This is a genomic window from Variovorax sp. 10L426 (assembly GCF_056395305.1).
Window position 1 is genome coordinate 455,537 of the sequence record NZ_JBFTJF010000001.1, and the last position, 15,335, is coordinate 470,871.

The 15,335-nt window shown below is 63.3% G+C and carries 16 protein-coding genes and 2 pseudogenes; 7 read left to right on the forward strand and 11 right to left on the reverse strand.

Annotated elements, in window-relative coordinates; all coding sequences use genetic code 11:
* Nucleotides 1–79: 79 nt before the first annotated feature.
* The 4 genes from AC1DHL_RS02285 to AC1DHL_RS02300 are packed head-to-tail and all read right to left on the reverse strand — an operon-like array spanning nucleotide 80 to nucleotide 2,043.
* Nucleotides 80–874: an SDR family NAD(P)-dependent oxidoreductase gene (locus AC1DHL_RS02285; protein ID WP_478160283.1), complete on the reverse strand. Its 795-nt coding sequence runs from the start codon at nucleotides 872–874 to the stop codon at nucleotides 80–82.
* A 45-nt stretch (nucleotides 875–919) separates the two neighbouring features.
* Nucleotides 920–1,210 carry an SRPBCC family protein gene (locus AC1DHL_RS02290; protein ID WP_478160285.1) on the reverse strand — a complete coding sequence of 97 codons (291 nt, stop codon included), beginning with the start codon at nucleotides 1,208–1,210 and terminating at the stop codon, nucleotides 920–922.
* Nucleotides 1,211–1,224: 14 nt separating this feature from the next.
* On the reverse strand, nucleotides 1,225–1,437 hold the full coding sequence (locus AC1DHL_RS02295) for an SRPBCC family protein (protein WP_478102185.1): 213 nt from the start codon (nucleotides 1,435–1,437) through the stop codon (nucleotides 1,225–1,227).
* A 3-nt stretch (nucleotides 1,438–1,440) separates the two neighbouring features.
* On the reverse strand, nucleotides 1,441–2,043 hold the full coding sequence (locus tag AC1DHL_RS02300) for an NADPH-dependent F420 reductase (protein ID WP_478160287.1): 603 nt from the start codon (nucleotides 2,041–2,043) through the stop codon (nucleotides 1,441–1,443).
* A 162-nt stretch (nucleotides 2,044–2,205) separates the two neighbouring features.
* On the opposite strand from AC1DHL_RS02300, the gene AC1DHL_RS02305 reads away from it, so the two are divergent.
* Complete coding sequence (locus AC1DHL_RS02305) at nucleotides 2,206–3,159, forward strand: LysR family transcriptional regulator (protein ID WP_478160289.1); 954 nt, start codon at nucleotides 2,206–2,208, stop codon at nucleotides 3,157–3,159.
* Nucleotides 3,160–3,623: 464 nt separating this feature from the next.
* Here the strand turns inward: AC1DHL_RS02305 and AC1DHL_RS02310 are convergent.
* Nucleotides 3,624–3,980: pseudogene (locus AC1DHL_RS02310) on the reverse strand (winged helix-turn-helix transcriptional regulator); the annotation flags it as partial.
* Between the two features lie 114 nt (nucleotides 3,981–4,094).
* Between AC1DHL_RS02310 and AC1DHL_RS02315 the strand changes: the two are divergent.
* The 3 genes from AC1DHL_RS02315 to mazF all read left to right on the forward strand — a co-directional run bounded on the left by AC1DHL_RS02315 (nucleotide 4,095) and on the right by mazF (nucleotide 5,735).
* On the forward strand, nucleotides 4,095–4,829 hold the full coding sequence (locus AC1DHL_RS02315) for an SDR family NAD(P)-dependent oxidoreductase (RefSeq protein ID WP_478102180.1): 735 nt from the start codon (nucleotides 4,095–4,097) through the stop codon (nucleotides 4,827–4,829).
* Nucleotides 4,830–5,163: 334 nt separating this feature from the next.
* The gene (locus AC1DHL_RS02320) at nucleotides 5,164–5,397 is read left to right on the forward strand and encodes an AbrB/MazE/SpoVT family DNA-binding domain-containing protein (protein WP_478160291.1); all 234 of its coding nucleotides are present in this window, start codon (nucleotides 5,164–5,166) and stop codon (nucleotides 5,395–5,397) included.
* The gene (mazF, locus tag AC1DHL_RS02325; RefSeq protein WP_478160400.1) at nucleotides 5,394–5,735 is read left to right on the forward strand and encodes an endoribonuclease MazF; all 342 of its coding nucleotides are present in this window, start codon (nucleotides 5,394–5,396) and stop codon (nucleotides 5,733–5,735) included. The genes AC1DHL_RS02320 and mazF overlap by 4 nt, the downstream gene beginning before the upstream one ends.
* Before the next feature lie 154 nt (nucleotides 5,736–5,889).
* Here mazF and AC1DHL_RS02330 read toward each other — a convergent pair whose 3' ends face one another.
* Nucleotides 5,890–6,021, reverse strand: a complete 132-nt coding sequence (locus AC1DHL_RS02330; RefSeq protein WP_478102177.1) for a hypothetical protein — start codon at nucleotides 6,019–6,021, stop codon at nucleotides 5,890–5,892.
* A gap of 211 nt (nucleotides 6,022–6,232) precedes the next feature.
* Here AC1DHL_RS02330 and AC1DHL_RS02335 point away from each other — a divergent pair, with 211 nt between their 5' ends.
* Both AC1DHL_RS02335 and AC1DHL_RS02340 read left to right on the forward strand, forming a co-directional pair.
* Nucleotides 6,233–6,718 carry a hypothetical protein gene (locus AC1DHL_RS02335; RefSeq protein WP_478102175.1) on the forward strand — a complete coding sequence of 162 codons (486 nt, stop codon included), beginning with the start codon at nucleotides 6,233–6,235 and terminating at the stop codon, nucleotides 6,716–6,718.
* 38 nt (nucleotides 6,719–6,756) lie between these two features.
* Nucleotides 6,757–7,215: a DUF2442 domain-containing protein gene (locus tag AC1DHL_RS02340; RefSeq protein ID WP_478160293.1), complete on the forward strand. Its 459-nt coding sequence runs from the start codon at nucleotides 6,757–6,759 to the stop codon at nucleotides 7,213–7,215.
* Nucleotides 7,216–7,894: 679 nt separating this feature from the next.
* Here the strand turns inward: AC1DHL_RS02340 and AC1DHL_RS02345 are convergent.
* Together AC1DHL_RS02345 and AC1DHL_RS02350 are read right to left on the reverse strand one after the other, a co-directional pair.
* On the reverse strand, nucleotides 7,895–9,805 hold the full coding sequence (locus tag AC1DHL_RS02345) for a tannase/feruloyl esterase family alpha/beta hydrolase (RefSeq protein ID WP_478160295.1): 1,911 nt from the start codon (nucleotides 9,803–9,805) through the stop codon (nucleotides 7,895–7,897).
* A 94-nt stretch (nucleotides 9,806–9,899) separates the two neighbouring features.
* Nucleotides 9,900–10,841, reverse strand: a complete 942-nt coding sequence (locus AC1DHL_RS02350) for a LysR family transcriptional regulator (protein ID WP_478160297.1) — start codon at nucleotides 10,839–10,841, stop codon at nucleotides 9,900–9,902.
* A 130-nt stretch (nucleotides 10,842–10,971) separates the two neighbouring features.
* Here AC1DHL_RS02350 and AC1DHL_RS02355 point away from each other — a divergent pair, with 130 nt between their 5' ends.
* Nucleotides 10,972–11,886: a tripartite tricarboxylate transporter substrate-binding protein gene (locus AC1DHL_RS02355; protein WP_478160299.1), complete on the forward strand. Its 915-nt coding sequence runs from the start codon at nucleotides 10,972–10,974 to the stop codon at nucleotides 11,884–11,886.
* Nucleotides 11,887–12,398: 512 nt separating this feature from the next.
* Here AC1DHL_RS02355 and AC1DHL_RS02360 read toward each other — a convergent pair.
* From AC1DHL_RS02360 to AC1DHL_RS02370, 3 genes and pseudogenes are all read right to left on the reverse strand, one after another.
* Entirely contained in the window at nucleotides 12,399–13,214 is an 816-nt protein-coding gene (locus AC1DHL_RS02360; RefSeq protein WP_478160402.1) for an IS1634 family transposase, read from the reverse strand.
* A gap of 131 nt (nucleotides 13,215–13,345) precedes the next feature.
* Nucleotides 13,346–13,885: pseudogene (locus AC1DHL_RS02365) on the reverse strand (IS110 family transposase); the annotation flags it as partial.
* 123 nt (nucleotides 13,886–14,008) lie between these two features.
* Nucleotides 14,009–15,334 carry a ferredoxin reductase family protein gene (locus tag AC1DHL_RS02370; RefSeq protein WP_478160301.1) on the reverse strand — a complete coding sequence of 442 codons (1,326 nt, stop codon included), beginning with the start codon at nucleotides 15,332–15,334 and terminating at the stop codon, nucleotides 14,009–14,011.
* Between the last annotated feature and the right edge of the window lies 1 nt (nucleotide 15,335).

The window sequence follows — 15,335 nt, forward strand, 5'->3', positions numbered from 1 at the left end:
GCGACGTGGATCGATCTCTGCGTGCACGATGTGGCTCATAGATCAGCGTGTCCCTAGTGGTGCGAGCAGGCGCGGCAATTCAAGGGATGGCGCGAATGACGCCGCCGTCGACGCGCAATGCGACACCGGTCGTTCCGGAGGACTGTTCTGAGCACGCATAGACCACCATGTTCGCGACCTCCTCGGTCGTCGTGAACCGGTTGATGAGCGTCGTCGGTCGCATCGTCTTCAGGAAGTTCTGTTCAGCTTCCTCCTGCGTGATGCCTTGCTCTTCAGCGGTCGACTTCATCCAGTTGCCCAGGATCTCGGAGCGGGTCGGCCCTGGCAATACCGCGTTAACGGTGACACCGCTGCCCCCGACCAATTCGGCCAGTCCCCGAGAGACGGCGAGCTGCGCCGTCTTCGTCATGCCGTAGTCGATCATTTCCTTCGGAATCGCGACCCCGGACTCGCTGCTGATAAACACGACCCGGCCCCAGCCGCGCTTGACCATCCCGGGCATGTAGTGCCGCGCGGCGCGCACACCGCTCATGACGTTGAGTTGGAACAGGTCCAGCCATTCGCTGTCTTCCTGTTCGAAGAAGCCATTGGGATGGGCGGTGCCTGCGTTGTTGACAAGAATGTCTGCCTCGTTGACCTGAGCCGCGAGCGCTGCTGAGCCTTCGGGCGTCGACAGGTCGGCGACCACGCCCACGAAGTCGGCGTCAGGCAGCAGCGCACGAAGTTCGCGCAACGCGGTGGCGACGCGCTCTTCCCCGCGCCCATTGATGACGACCGATGCGCCTGCACGTGCGAGTCCCTCGGCGATCGCGCGACCAATGCCTGCTGTGGATCCCGTCACGATGGCCTTGCGGCCCTTGAGTTCGATTTTCATGAGTTTCTCTTTGGTGATGCGAGCGCGTTGCTGCACGCTCAGGTTTCAAGACAGCGTCGTCAAAGCAGCCTTCTTCGCGACTTCGGCTTCGGCGGCATGGGCGAGGCGTTCCACCCAGTCCTGGTGGTATCGATAGAGCGCGCCGGGATGCTTGCGTCCGAGTTCATCGAGGAAGAAGACGCCTTGTTGCGTCTCTTCAGTCAGCACGTGGCAACCGGCTTCCGTCGAGGTGGTGACCCAGCCGTGGTATGCGCTCGAACCGGTCTTGTCGCCGTCGACCGTCGTCGCCCACGCGAGCCTGCGAAAGGGCGCGCACTCCGTCACGATCAGGTTCATCGGAAAACCCACCGTTACCCGGCTGTGTGGGTGCCGAGTCCCAGTGCGGTCTCGCCGGACAGAATCCTGACTTGATCTTCGGGAGGAAAGTAGTCGGACCAGCGCTCGGTATCGACAAGCAGTTGCCACACGACTTCAGGCGGTGCCTTCACGTCGATGTCGTTGAGTGCGTAGATCGCCGACGTCCTCGGGTCGTAACGCTTGGGCCAGATGACATGGTCGTACATAGTTCAGTTCGCCGGCTTGAACAGGTCTTGGAAAATGAGGGGCGCCCAACTCTTGTCCCGCGCCTGAACGAGTTGCCCGCCTTCCGCGATCTTTCCGAGACTGATTGGCGCGTAGCCGAGACGTTCGAGCAAGGCGGCCACCGTCGCGCTCGCGCCTTCATCGTCGCTCGACGTGAAGATCACCCGACGACCAGCGGCAGTGCCTGCCTCCTGGGCGAGCACGCCTGCGGGCAGATGGTTGAACGCCTTGACGAGCTTCGCTCCGGGCATTGCCTTCGCCACGATCGCCGAAGACGGCAAGTTGTCCAGGTCGGACAGCGGCACGCCATAGGCGTTGGTGGCGTCGATGACGACCTTGCCATGCCACGTCGTGGCGGCCTTGGCGACGTCGCGATGCGACTCGAAGGGAACCGCGAGGACAATCACGTCGGCCTCGAGCGCTTGCGCAAGCGTCATCGGAGCCACCGAGTTGCCGAGCTTTTGGGCAATTGCCACCAGCGAGTCCGGCCCGCGCCTGTTGGCGATACCGACGGTGATGTCATGACGGGCAAATTGACTGGCCAGGGCCTTGCCGACGCTGCCGCTGCCGATGATGGAATAAGTCATGGAGGTTCCTTTGTTGGGGGACCGGCCGTGAGCGATGCCGAACTGGCTGCTGTTGCCTACGCCCCTTGCTGCTTGGCTACCAATGGTGGCGACGGCCGGGGCATCTGAGAAGACGGTATATTGAGATGCAATTCATCTCCATTCGAGATGGAAGGGGTGTGCATGCTCGATGGTGTTTCTCTGGATCAGCTCAGAACCTTCATCGCTGCGGTCGACGAGGGGAGCTTCTCGGCGGCGGCTCGAAAGCTGAACCGTGTTCAGTCCGCCGTGAGCGGCTGGGTCGGTGGGCTGGAAGACCAGATCGGCGTGGTGCTCTTCGATCGCTCGGGCCGATTCCCGAAGCTCACGGCAGAGGGCGTGCTGTTGCTCGCGGACGCCCGCAACATCGTCTCCAGCGTGGACACGCTGAAGGCTCGCGCCAAGCTCATGACGTCCGGCGTCGAGGCAGAGCTATCCGTCGTGATCGATGTGTTCTTCCCTACCGGCGTCGTCAGCGCCGTCGCGAAAGCGTTCGCGACCCAGTTCCCGTTGACGCCGCTTCGGCTTTTTGTCGAAGCTTTGGGCGCGGCATATCAACCGGTTCTGGACGGCCGATGTAGCCTGGGTGTCCTTCCTCCCTTGCCGCGCGCCTTCCCGACGTTGGTCAGCGAGCGACTGGGCGAACTGCCGTTGATCGCGGTTGCTTCGGCATGTCATCCCCTCGCGAAGTTTGGGGGACGCGTGCCGCGGAGCGAACTGGCGCAGCACGTCCAACTGGTGCTCACCGACCGATCCGACCTCACGGCCGGTCGGGACTTCGCCGTTGCGTCGCCGATGACTTGGCGACTGGCGGATCTGTCCACGAAACATGCCTTTCTCAAAGACTGCGTGGGGTGGGGCGGCATGCCCTGGCACATGATCGAAAAGGATGTCGCTGCCGGAACGTTGGTCACCCTGGATGTGGACGAGATGCCCTTAACGGGTTTCATGTTGACGATGTCCGCATTCCATCGCGCCTCGGCGCCTCCAGGGCCTGCCGGAAAATGGTTCGTCGACCAGTTGAAGGCCCTTTGGCAACAAGGCCGAGTCGTCCCGACTGGCTCGGGATCGGCAGGCGCATTTGAGACCGACGGCTGAGTCTGCGTCTAAATCCGACCCCGATACGCGAGCACTTGTCTCAGCCGACCACGGGGTGCTCTTAACTTGAAATCGGTCGATGCTTCGACAGCCTACTCGAAAGCCGACGCGGCTACCAGACACGGCTGCACCTCTTGCTCCGCGTGTGAGCCGGGATCGCGCCGGCCGCTTGGTTCGGGAGTTTCTGGGCGAGGAATCAGGTCTGCTCGTTTTCACGCGAAAACAGGAGCCGCCGAATGCCGGCCGCTGTTGTCCATCACGGCTTCAAGCGCGAATAGACGCGCAAGGCAGAAAGCTGGGCGCTATCGCGCCTGGTAGCCGGCCGCGCGTGCGCTCCCGCTTCAAGTCCAACTTGTTATAGCCCGTCAGCGTCATCTTGACAGTTTGATCGACGTATCCGACGTGCCGTCCTCCCAGGACTGGAGGGGCGTCCGTCTCAGCGGCTTTTCAGCACCCTGTGGTAGCAAGGTGTCGTGCTTGGCGAAGATGCTTGCCATTTCCGCCGCGTTCTCGGTTCCCCAGGTGCACAGCGGGACGATCGCGTTGGCCAAGCTGCGACCGAGCGGCGTCAGCGTGTAGTCCACGCGCGGCGGCACCTCCCTGTAGTCGGTCCGCGCCAGCACACGATCGGCCTCCAGATCCTTTAATTGCTGGATCAGAACCTTGTCGCTGACGCCTTGTGTCAAGCGCTTGAGCTCGCCATAGCGCTTTGGGCCGTCGCGCAGAAAGAACAGGATCAGCGGTTTCCACTTGCCCGAGATGACGCGGAGCGTCGCGTTGAGCCCGCAGCCCGTATCGCAGATTTGAGAAGGCATCGTCATTTTTTGATACTTACCAAAAAGTGCATACTTGTCAACAGGTTATCAGAACTCCATAGTTGTCCTCAGGCAAGCATTTATTCAGCTTCCCTGCAACTCCAACTAAGGATTCATGACATGACCAGACTGAATGGAAAGACCGCTGTGATCACTGGCGGCGCTACCGGCATCGGCCTCGCGGCGGCAAAGCGCTTCATTGAGGAGGGCGCCTTCGTCTTCATCTTCGGCCGCCGGCAGGAAGCTCTCGACGCCGCTGTGGCCGACCTCGGGCCCAATGCCCGCGCGGTGAGGGGCTCAGTCTCCGATCTGGACGACCTCGACCGACTCTACGCGGCGGTGAAGGCCGAGCGCGGAACCCTCGACATCGTCTTCGCCAATGCCGGGGCGGGAAGCCCGCTTGCTCTCGGCGGGATCAGCGCCGAGCACATTGACGAGACTTTCGACACCAATGTGAAGGGCACGATCTTCACGGTGCAGAAGGCGCTGCCGCTGATGGGCCAAGGCGGTTCGATCATCCTGACCGGATCGAGCGCCGGCACCACGGGCGCCCCGGCATTCAGCGTCTACAGCGCGAGCAAGGCGGCAGTGCGCAACCTCGCGCGAACTTGGGCGGAGGACCTGAAGGGCACCGGTATCCGGGTCAACGTGCTGTCACCCGGGCCGACGGCGACCGAACTCGCGAAGGCAGCGCTAGGCGAGGAAGGCATGAAGATGTTCGCCTCGATGAATCCGCTCCAGCGCATGGCCGATCCGGCGGAGCTCGGGGCGGCGGCTGCCTTTCTCGCGTCCCAGGACAGCAGCTTCATGACCGCCAGCGAGGTCGCCGTCGACGGCGGCCTGGCGCAAATCTGACGCGCCACGCCCGGCCGGTCACTCCATTCGATACTCGGAGCCCGTCGGGCGCGGTACCGACGCCGCGCTGCGTTGCCGGCTCGCCGGCAACGCAGCGCAACCCCAACTCAATGATCATGCTCGACCGCACCGCTCAAGATAGTTGACGCTGAGCGCCGCATTGACTCGTCGGAATTGCTACCCGAGCTGAGCTGTTGCCTCACGTAACTTGCTACCCGTCGGATGGTCCGACGGGAGCATCACTACGTGACGAGGCTAATCAGCATGCCCTCGAGGGAGCTTGCATTCGGCGCCAAAGGTATCTGCAATGTATCTACATTGCAAGGAGAGAAACATGCGTGTTGAAGTTCAAAAGTGGGGAAACAGCGCCGCTGTGCGTGTCCCTGCTCCGGCGCTGAAAGACGCCGGTATGCAGGTCGGCCAGAGTCTTGAGCTGCGGGTTGAAGGGGGTAGGCTGGTCATCGAGCCGGCGACCGAAAGCCTCGACGACCTGCTGGCGAAGATGACGCCGGAAAACCATCATGGTTTGGCGCTGGAAGGGCCGGCGGTAGGGGCTGAAGCTTGGTGACGGGTGCGTACGTCCCAGGCCGTGGCGATGTTGTCTGGTTAGACTTCGACCCCCAAGCGGAGCATGAACAGGCGGGTCGCCGTCCCGCTCTGGTGCTCTCACCGGCGACGTACAACGGAAAGAGCGGCTTAATGCTCTGCTGCCCGGTCACCAACCAGGCGAAGGGCTATCCCTTCGAAGTGCCGGTCACGCCGTCCTCGGGCAAGGTCACTGGAGTTGCCTTGACTGACCAAGTGCGATGTCTCGATTGGCGCTCTCGCAATGCCTCGAAGTTCGCCTCAGTCACGACGCAGTGCACACTGGACGTGAGCGCGAAAGTGAAGCTTCTGCTGCCCTGAGCAGCGAAAACCTGATTGGGCGGGGCGGCTGTTCAACCTGCCCTGATTTCTTTGAAGGCGACGCATCGCTTCTGCGTGGAACGCGCACTGACGATATGCTGACGGCTACGGAATGAACGTCATGCCCAACGCAACCACCTCAGAACGGCATGAGTTAGCCAGAGAAGTGCAAAATGTCTTCCAGCGCCACCGGCCCCTTGGCAAGTCCGAGCTTCATCGCGGGCATTTTGCCCTTCGAGTCCGGTAAGCAGTAGTTGTGCGCGACCTTGAAAATGGTCAACACCATGGCCAAGTTCCTCGGCTTATGGCTACTGCGAGCAACTCAGCCGGACGAGGAGATCGGTGCGGACGGGCCGAAGGGATGATCGCGCGCAGCTATCACGTCGAAGACGTTTCTCTAAAACTCCGGAGTAGCTCAGCAGCAACAAGTTTTTTTGGAGCTTTTTCATTTTTTGAAGACCATCGAGGCCTTCGAAAACTCAAGGAACTAGCCCTCGATGCTGCAAACCGCCACCGCCACCGTCAACGACACCACCGTCACCGCAACCAATTCCGACGTCTTCAATCGCACCGCGATCGCGCGATCGGAGTGGCAGCTTCCGCACTTTGCCCTTGCGCCGAAGGAAGGTGAAGTGCTGCGGACGACGGACAGGACGGGTCAGGAACGGGTCACGTTCGTGGCGCTCGGAGACATCCACGTGGATGCCGAAGGCGAGCTGGTCCTGTCGGTTCAAAACACACTGATGCGCGGCGATGCGTTGCGCGAAGCGATTGTCAGACCCTTGCTCGAGGATGAAGTCGAACTGGACGCCCGAGTTCGCCTCAACCAGGTCATCGATTGCCTGATCGAGACGACGTCCCTCGACGAAGGTGTGCTAGATCCCAGGTTCAGGGAACTGCATGCGACCGTAGCGGATCGACTGCGCAGTCTGCTTGCAAGGCTCGAGCGGTTCGCCTGTCCGCAACTCAAGCATGCTGCGTAGCCAGGACCGGTGCCTGGCAACGGCAGGGAACTTGACCCATGACAACGAAGCACTTCACTCTCACTTCGATCACGCCAGTGGCTCGAGGCATCCTCGGGTTGAGCTTCGCGGACGGAGCTGTCTTCAAGGTCGATCTGAAGCCGGTCATCCGCAAGCATCGTCCGCTGGCTCGCTTGTCCGACCCCGCCGTGTTCGCGACGGCAAAGGTAGGCGAAAGGGGCGGTAGCGTGATCTGGGCCGATGACGACCGACTCGAACTCGCAGCGGACAACCTGCGCTCCCGGGCGATCGAACAGGCGGGCGGGTGCTCGCATGAGTTCATTTGGAACTGGATGGCGCGGCACGAGATGACGCTCGACGCGGCCGCGGAAGCGCTTGGCCTGTCTCGTCGCATGCTCGCCTACTACCGCAGCGGTAAGAAGCCGGTGCCACGCACCGTTGGGCCGGCATGCCGCGGCTGGGAGGCAGTGCTTCCGCGCGCCGATTCGATTACGTGACGACACCCCGGAGCGGACGCCAATCGTGCCAGCGCTGGGACAGGGCGACACTGCGCGGCGGGGCAGGTAGGCGATAACGCGCCCTTATCGGTCCCAACGCGCGCAGGACCCCGGGAGCGAATGTTTCAAGAAGACTGGTTGCTGCCGATCGAATTTCTACGCCCAACGACGGCGAGCGTTGAAAGCTGACATCCGCGCCTTTCTTCGCGACCGGCTGGTCTACTTCGGAACTTGACCTTCGTCCGTGAGGACATATGGGGCAGGGCAGTGGTCGGACGCAGCGGCATTGGATTGGCGTGGGCGTCGGGGCATGTCAACGGCTGCTTCCAAATGTCGAGAGATGGCGGTCAGGGCCCGATGCCGAAGTTGGCGCCCTGAAGTCCTATGTCCGCAGCTCAACCGGAAGCAGCCGCTCGCCGGATCGTTGCGGCGTACCCGGACCGCAGCGCTTGCCAGGTTATCTCGTCGAGGTGAAGCAAAGGTCTTCGGCATCTTTCCCCCCCCTCCCCCGGCGGTTAAGCAGTCGGCTGCGGACATCTATCCTGCGCGCCGATTTGAGCATGATGCTGTCGGTGCTCACCGAGCAGGCACGTTACGCAGCCAATGGAGAGGGCAAGCCCGACGGCTTGCCCGAATGCCGTCTTCAGTGAAATCTTGACTGCGGTCGAGCTGTTCGCGACTACTGGCAGGTGTAACTGGCAGCCGCCTTGACCGATCCAGTCCCCGCATATGTCGCCTTCTGCGGATACAGGCACAGCGGCATGGCGATGCTGCCGTCCGCCGAGCTCACTTCAATACGGTTCGGTGGAATGCCTTGCTCCACCCAGTTGCGCAAGGCCAGGAAGAGTTCGTCGCGCCCGTTGACGTACTGCGGCAAAGGCACCTTGGCGCCGGCGAGGTTCGCGTTGGTGGACGGATCTATTGACGCGCTCGTCGAGAAGGTGCTGTCGTGTGCGAGGCCGGGAATCAGAAACAGTCGATCGAAGGCTTGCACGGCTGACGTTCCGCCCATCGTTGCCGCAACGCGCGAGAAGTAGTTGAGCGAACCTTGGGGCATGATCTTGTCGTCGGCCAGGCCGTGATAGGTCAGTATCTTTCCGCCCGCATCCCGCCACGCGCCGAGATCTGGATTGTCCGTGTTGATGTTGCTGAACGCGCCTTGCAATGCGACGCCTCGTGCGGATGCTTCCGCCAGCGCTGCATAGTCGAGCGACTTCCACCGGCTGGTTCCGTTGCCTGTTGCATTCGTGAAAGTGGAGCCCGCGTAGGATGGATCCTGAAGCTCCAGCGCCACCTGGTCGGTTGCGATCGGGAACGGCGTCGTGCCGGCCAACGACAGGGCCAGGTTGGTCCCACGCGTCAGTCCCCACCAAAGCTGATCGGGACTGCCTTGTGTGGGGCCAGCGCCGTTGTCTACCGAGGGATCGGGAAAAGTGCCTGTGACGGTTTGTCCGTACCAAATCTGGCTGATTGCGCGTGCTTCGGCAAGGTTGACGCACGACGCATTGGCACTGGCGCCCGTCACGCCGTTGCCGGTTACGCCCGCGCACAGCACGTTCGCGTCCTTGGTCGGGTCGTATCTGCATTGCAGCGGATCAGCCAGGAAGCCCAGGCCCAGCGTGTCGCACGACTTGACAGCCGCGCCGCTGACAAGGGCGATCTTCGACGCGGCCATCGGCGCGCCCAGTTCGCGCTGCATCGCTACCTGCGGATAGAGCTCGGCCGTGATGAAGTTTGTCCAATTGAAGGCCGGGGAGCCGGCCAGGATGCCGTTGAAGTCGTTCGGATACTTCTGGGCCAGCTTGAAGCCCTGGCGTCCACCCGTCGAGAAGCCATCCCAGTAGGAATAAGCTGGCGATTGGCCATAGTAGGCCGTGGCGAGCGCCTTGGTCTTCACGGCCATCTCGTGAAGGCTGCGCTCCGCGAAGTCCTGCCAGAGCACTGTGTTGATGGTGCCGTCGGGGTTCATCGCGAAAGAGCCGTTGTTGAGCAGCGCGTGGCCATGATCGGATGCCGAGATGACGTAGCCCTTGTTGACGGCCGGCAGGAACTGGGCGCGCGAGCCGATCTGCGTCGGGTCGGCGTGCGCTCCACCGGCCCAGCCACCGCTGCCCATCGCGCGAATGACGTGGTTCCACGCCGACGGCGCAGGCAGCCACACCTCGATGCCGATGCCTGCCGAAGTCGACGGAGCACTGGCGGGTCCGGGGTTGCCGGGACCGACGAGCAGCTTGACGAAGCACATGTCCACGCCTGCGATCGGTGGCGTCGGAGTCGCCGGCGTGCCGGAGAGTGCGATCGGGTTACCGGCCTTGAACGCATGCACGACAAGCACTGTTGTGTTGGCGTCGGGCTTGAAGTTGGTGGCGATCGAGTTGTCGCAGGCGAGCTTCGTCGCGACCGGCGGTGTTGTTGTAACGGGCTCCGGTGCTGTCGTGGGCGAAGTGACAATGGGAAATCCGGCGCCGTTGCCGCCGCCACAGGCCGCGATCGTGCCCGCGAGGGTCGCCGTCGCCAGCAGCTTCCATGTCCTGTGCGTGGGCAGCACAGCGCGGTTCAGGCCCCATCGGGCCGATGCTTCGTATTTCATCTGTCTCCTGTGTATGAATTGAAGGGGTCCGCGGAGTGTTCGCGATGCGCAAACAGGTGACAAATCAGAAATGGAAGCGAGCTATTCGAATTGCCTATGGCTGGTGATTCGAGATGTCAGCCAAGAAGCGATGCATGCGCAAGGAGGAGTCGCGCAGATCGCCTTGCCGCGCGAGCACGCCGAGCCCGGACATCGGCGGTACTCCGGGCAGCGGCAACTCTACGATCGCGCCAGCGTCCAGCAGGTCGCGCACGAAACTCCAGGGCACGAAACCGAGCAACCCTTCCTCCTCGAGCAGCCGACGGATCAACGTGTGGCTGCGCGTGACGACCGGATGGGTGCCGACGTCTGCGGGCGCCTGTTCGCATAGGCCGTCGAACACCTGCCGCGCGATCGAGCCCGCAGGCGACAGCAACCATCGTTCACGCCATGCGTGCCGCCACGTGACGCGGCTGATCGCCGCCAGGCGGTGGCTTGCCGCGCAGATCACCGCCAGCCGGTCGTCCTGCACGGGAATGAACGACCAGCCGTCAGGAAGCACGGCGGGCCGCCGACAGACCACAACGTCGGCCTCGCCTCGCGTCATGGCCAGAAGGAGATCGTCGCCTTCCGCCTCGCGGATCTGGATCCTGATCGCCGGCGATGCGCGGCAGAAGGCCGGCAGCGCGTTCAACAGAATCCCGTTCATCGCAGAGGCGGAGGCCACGACCCGGACGACGCTCGCGCCTTCGTCCTGCCGCGCGAAGACGATCTCCGCGCTTTCCGCAGCGCCCTGCATCAACTGACGCGCGATCGGAAGCAGGTCAAGGCAGGCTGGGGTCGGACGCACACCGCGCGCATGTCGTTCGAATAGCCTTGTCTGCAGCAGGCTTTCCAAGCCGGCGAGGGTTTGCGTTACGCTGGGCTGCGCCATCCCGATCTGATCGGCGGCGCGCTGGACGCTGCCCAACTCCGCCACCTTGAGGAGGACCTGGATGTGGCGGAACTTGCCGCGCGTCAGTATTCGATTGAGAAGAACCGAGGCTGTCTCTCGCATGGAAAAGATTGGGAATCAGGGGTTGGATGCAACGGCCCCAATCGTAGGCCTAACGCACGCTCGTCGACACGGCGGGCTGCGGCGCCGCGCGGCGGTTGTCACACTGCTGGGCCTTGTCACGGCGGGCGTGGTGCGGGCGTCCAACGCCTGGGCAGCCGGCACGAGCATCGTCCGTCTCGTCGTCGGCGCACCACCGGGCGGCTCCTCGGACCTGCTCGCACGTCGGTTGGCCCGGGACATGGAGCCGCCCCTCGGGAGGCCGGTGATCGTCGAGAACCGGCCGGGCGCGGGAGGCGCCATTGCCGCGGCATTCGTCGCTCGCGCGGCACCCGATGGAAACACTGTACTGCTGTCGTCGTCCGGCGATGCCGTCCGTCAAGCGCTCCACCCGGAACGCATCATCGACATCCGCACCGACTTCATCCATGTCACGCAGGTCGCGGCCACCACGAACGTGCTTGTCGTGCATCCCTCGCTGCAGGCCCGAAGCCTGGTGGCACTTGTCATCGAAGCGTGCGATCATCCGGGCCGGCTGGCGTATGCGAGCGCGGGTAACGGATCGTCGGGTCATCTCGCCATGGAAATGCTCAAGCAACGCGCGAACATCGACATGGTCCACGTGCCCTACCAGGGAGGGGCGCCTGCCTTCAACGAGGTGTTGAGCGGCCGTGTGCCGCTCATGTTCACCAATCCCGACCAGGCACTGCCATGGATCCGACGGCAACGCGTGCGTGCGCTCGCGGTGAGCAGTCTCCAGCGCATTGAGGTCCTCGATTCGGTCCCCACGGTGAGCGAGTGCGGGTTTCCCGGCTTCGAGGCCAATGCCTGGGCCGGGCTGTCCGTGCCACGGGGAACGCCCGCATCGCGGGTCGACGCATTGCTCGATGCGGCGTGCATAGCTATGAACGGCTCCATGCGCGTGGAGGAATCAAATATCGGCGTTGATGTCGTGAGCTCATCTCCCGAGCGCTATGACGCATTCATCCGAAACGAGGTTGGCAAGTGGGCCGAACTGATTCAGCTGACCGGCCTCGCTCTGGATTGAGCGGACTTGTTGAACCAAGCGCTGCAGAGCCGCCCTGCCAAGCAAACGAGCGTGCGCAGCTTCGCCGGCGAGGCGAACATCAGCAAGGACATGGCGCACCGGCTGTTCCGCGAACCTGAGGGACACCATGCCCTTCAAGCACATCTGCCCCTTTTAACCGGCGGAATAAGGGCCCGAAGGGTTTGGGGGGTGGGGATCCTTGGGGAACCGATGAAGACGGCAGCGAGCATCGCGCCCCCATGCCCCCAAGGCAGCAGGCTCAACAACCCAGGGCCAATCGCGTTCCGGTAGTCAACTCCCAACAGCGCCGGCGAAGCGCGGTGTCACCTCGCGACTCGCGATTCGCACGAGCAACAGTGCCACAGCACCCACAAACAGCGGGATCGCGATCAGCTGGAAGAATGTTTGCGGCGAACCGGCGCTCGTCATTAGCCCGAAGTTCCAGTAGCCGCCGCACGAGCTTGCCCTTGTGCGACAAGCACTTGGCATGAGTTTGGGGTTCGGCTTTCTGTCTACAGCCGGATCTGCTGGAGCAGCTCGAACGCTTGGCGCCGCTTGCCGCTGGGCGTGGTGACGATGTCGAAGGTCGGCGCGTCGGATCCGGCGCTGGGCGTGCGGCAGGTATTGCGCACGATCGTGGCGAGCTCGGCCATCAAGGTCGAGAAGCTGTGCGCGGGCGTGCCGTCATCGAGCGTGTGGCTGGCGACCTTGTCCAGTGCCCTCATGGATCGCCTGGCCGGCGCCACCGGGTCGCGCTCGGCCTTGGCCTGCTGGTCCGTGTCGGCGAACAGCAGCTCGCGCCACGCCTCGCGCATGTGCCACTCGACGTAGTACGCCAGCACGCACAGCAGGATGTGCGCGCGCACGCGGTCTGCGGTGCGGTGGTGGATCGGGCGCACCTTCAGGTCCACCGTCTTCAGGCTGCGGAACGCACGCTCCACGTTGGCCAGTGCCTTGTAGTTGCGCACGCAGTCGGCGGCCTCCATGCGCTGCGCATCGAGCGACGTGCGGATGATGTAGATGCCGTCCAGCGCGGCCTCGGCCGCGATCGCGTCATGCTTGCGCGCGAACGTGAAGCTGTTGTCGCCGATGGCCAGCTCGAAGTGCTTGGCCACCTTGTACTGGTTGACCACCTTGCCCACGCGCAGGCCGATCGCATCGGCGCCAGCGAGCTTGCCCGCGTCGACGCGCTCCTTGATCGTGCGCAGATTCTTTTCGGTGGCCGCCAGCAGCTCCTGGCGCTTGTGCGCACGCAGCTTGGCCAGCTCGGGGTTGCGGCACGCCACCAGTCGCTCACCTGGGTACTCGGGCGAAGCGAGCTCGATCAGGTTGCGCTAACTACAAGGTCAATTTAGTGACTACATATTGAAGCAAAGAAAAGCACCCCAAGGGTGCTCATGCTTAAGAAACACGCGGGCTTGCGCCCGCGTACTGACTACGGGCCGGTCAGGAACTTCGGGCTAAAGCGCTGATCCGCGATCCAGCGTTGATGCATCCTGGTCCAGGACGTCTTGCCGGCATAGCGTCGGTCCTGGCGCAGCAGAAACGCCTTGAGTTGCTGGCGCACCTTCAAGCGCATGTTGACCGCGTCTTCGCGCGCGCGCCAGAGATTGCGCAGCGCCTCGTGGGCTTCGCCGGGCACCCAGATGGCCTTGAGTTCGCCCGCCCGGGACAACTCGGCCAACCGGGCGCAATCGCGCCGGTCGGTCTTGATGCGTTCGCCCGCGCGTCGCGGTATCAAGGACGGCGCGATGATCTCGCAGCGATAGCCGCGCCGAGTCAGTTCTCGATGCAGCCCGTAGCCGGTGGGCCCGGCTTCGTAGACCACGCTCACCTGCCGCGCCGGACCGTACTTGCGCAGCGTCTTGAGCACCCCCTGCACGTCAGGCCCGAGGGTGCCCACGAAACGGCTCGGCTCTCGCCCAGCTTCACACACGGCAACGGCGATGCTGTCCTTGTGCGCATCCAGACCAACGAAGAACTTGATAATCTCGTTCATGGCTCGTTTCCATACGGTTTGCGGCTGGGGAAACCCGCCGCATGTGGCTCGGCACACTCTCAGAGTGCGCAATCCACGATACCGGAGACGGGCCTTCCTTCGCCTATCGAGCGACCATCATGTCTAGACAAAGCTATAGCGTTCCGAGTGGTACTTGGCCAGCGGCACCTTCATCTCTCCGAGCGCCGCTTCGATCGCGTCAAGCATCATGTCCGGTCCGCAGATGAAGTACTCGTGGTCTGCATAGTGCGGCGGCAGGTGGCGCTTGAACACCTCGACGGTGATGCGGCCGCTCTCCCCGGTCCAGCCTTCGGGTGGGTTCGTGAGCACGTGAACCACCGTCAGGTCGATGCGCTTCGACAGTGCGTCCAGTTCCTCGCGGAAGGTCACGGATTCCCAGTCCTTGCTGCCGTAGATCAGGATCAGTGGCCGCTTGTCGCCGCGATCGGCGAATGTGCGGATGATGCTCATCATCGGCGTGATGCCGATGCCGCCCGCAATGAGCACGTGCATGTCCGCCGGGTTGCCGGTGGTGAAGGCGCCGTAGGGCCCGTCAAGATAGATGCGCTTGCCGACCGGAACCTTGGCAATCTCGTTCGTGAAGTCGCCGAGCTTGCGGATCGTCATCTCGACGCGGCCGTCGGCAGCCTCGGCACTCGACGAGAAGGAGAACGGATGGCCCGTGATCTTGAAAGGGCTGCCCCACAGCGTCAGCCAGCCGAACTGGCCGGGCCGGATGCGGAATCCCGCATGGCCTTCGGGTTTCATCACCAGGGTCGTCGTATCGCCGCGCTCCTGGCGAACTTCCGTCACGCGGTAAGGCCGGCGCAGCATGAAGAGCGGCTTCACGATACGTACGTACGCCAGCAGCGCGATCCAGAAGATCGTCATGCCGATCCAGAGGGCGCGCTTCATGGGGTCGACCAGGTAGAAGCCCCAGCCCACCATGTGCAGCAATCCGCCGCCGATGGCCATGAGCGCGAGCAGGATGTGGGTGATGTGCCAGAACTCGTAGCTGATCCTCAGTCGGACGCGCCAAAGCGCCATGATCACCAGCGTGATGACCGAGCCGAGCGACAGCACCGCAAAGACCGCGCCCATCGGCACGTCGCTGAGCGTCTCGGGCGGCGCGAGCTTGTCCGAGCCGGCCGCGATCAGGATGAGCGGATGCACCACCACCAGGCCCACGGCGATCAGCGAGATCCGGCGATGGAAGTGGTAGATGACGTCTTCGCCCCAGGGATCGGTGACGTACCTGAACCGCGCGGTGAGCCCGAACTGGAGGCCCATCATCGCGAGGCCGGTGTAGCCGAGTCCTACCGAGAACTCGGTCCAGAAATCGCGGCTCGGCGGCAGCGTGCCCGTCAGCAGCGCGAGCATGGGCGCCAGGATGAACAGCAGGTAGACGACGGCCCAGACGGCCTTTCGCAGCAGATCGCGGTTCGTCATG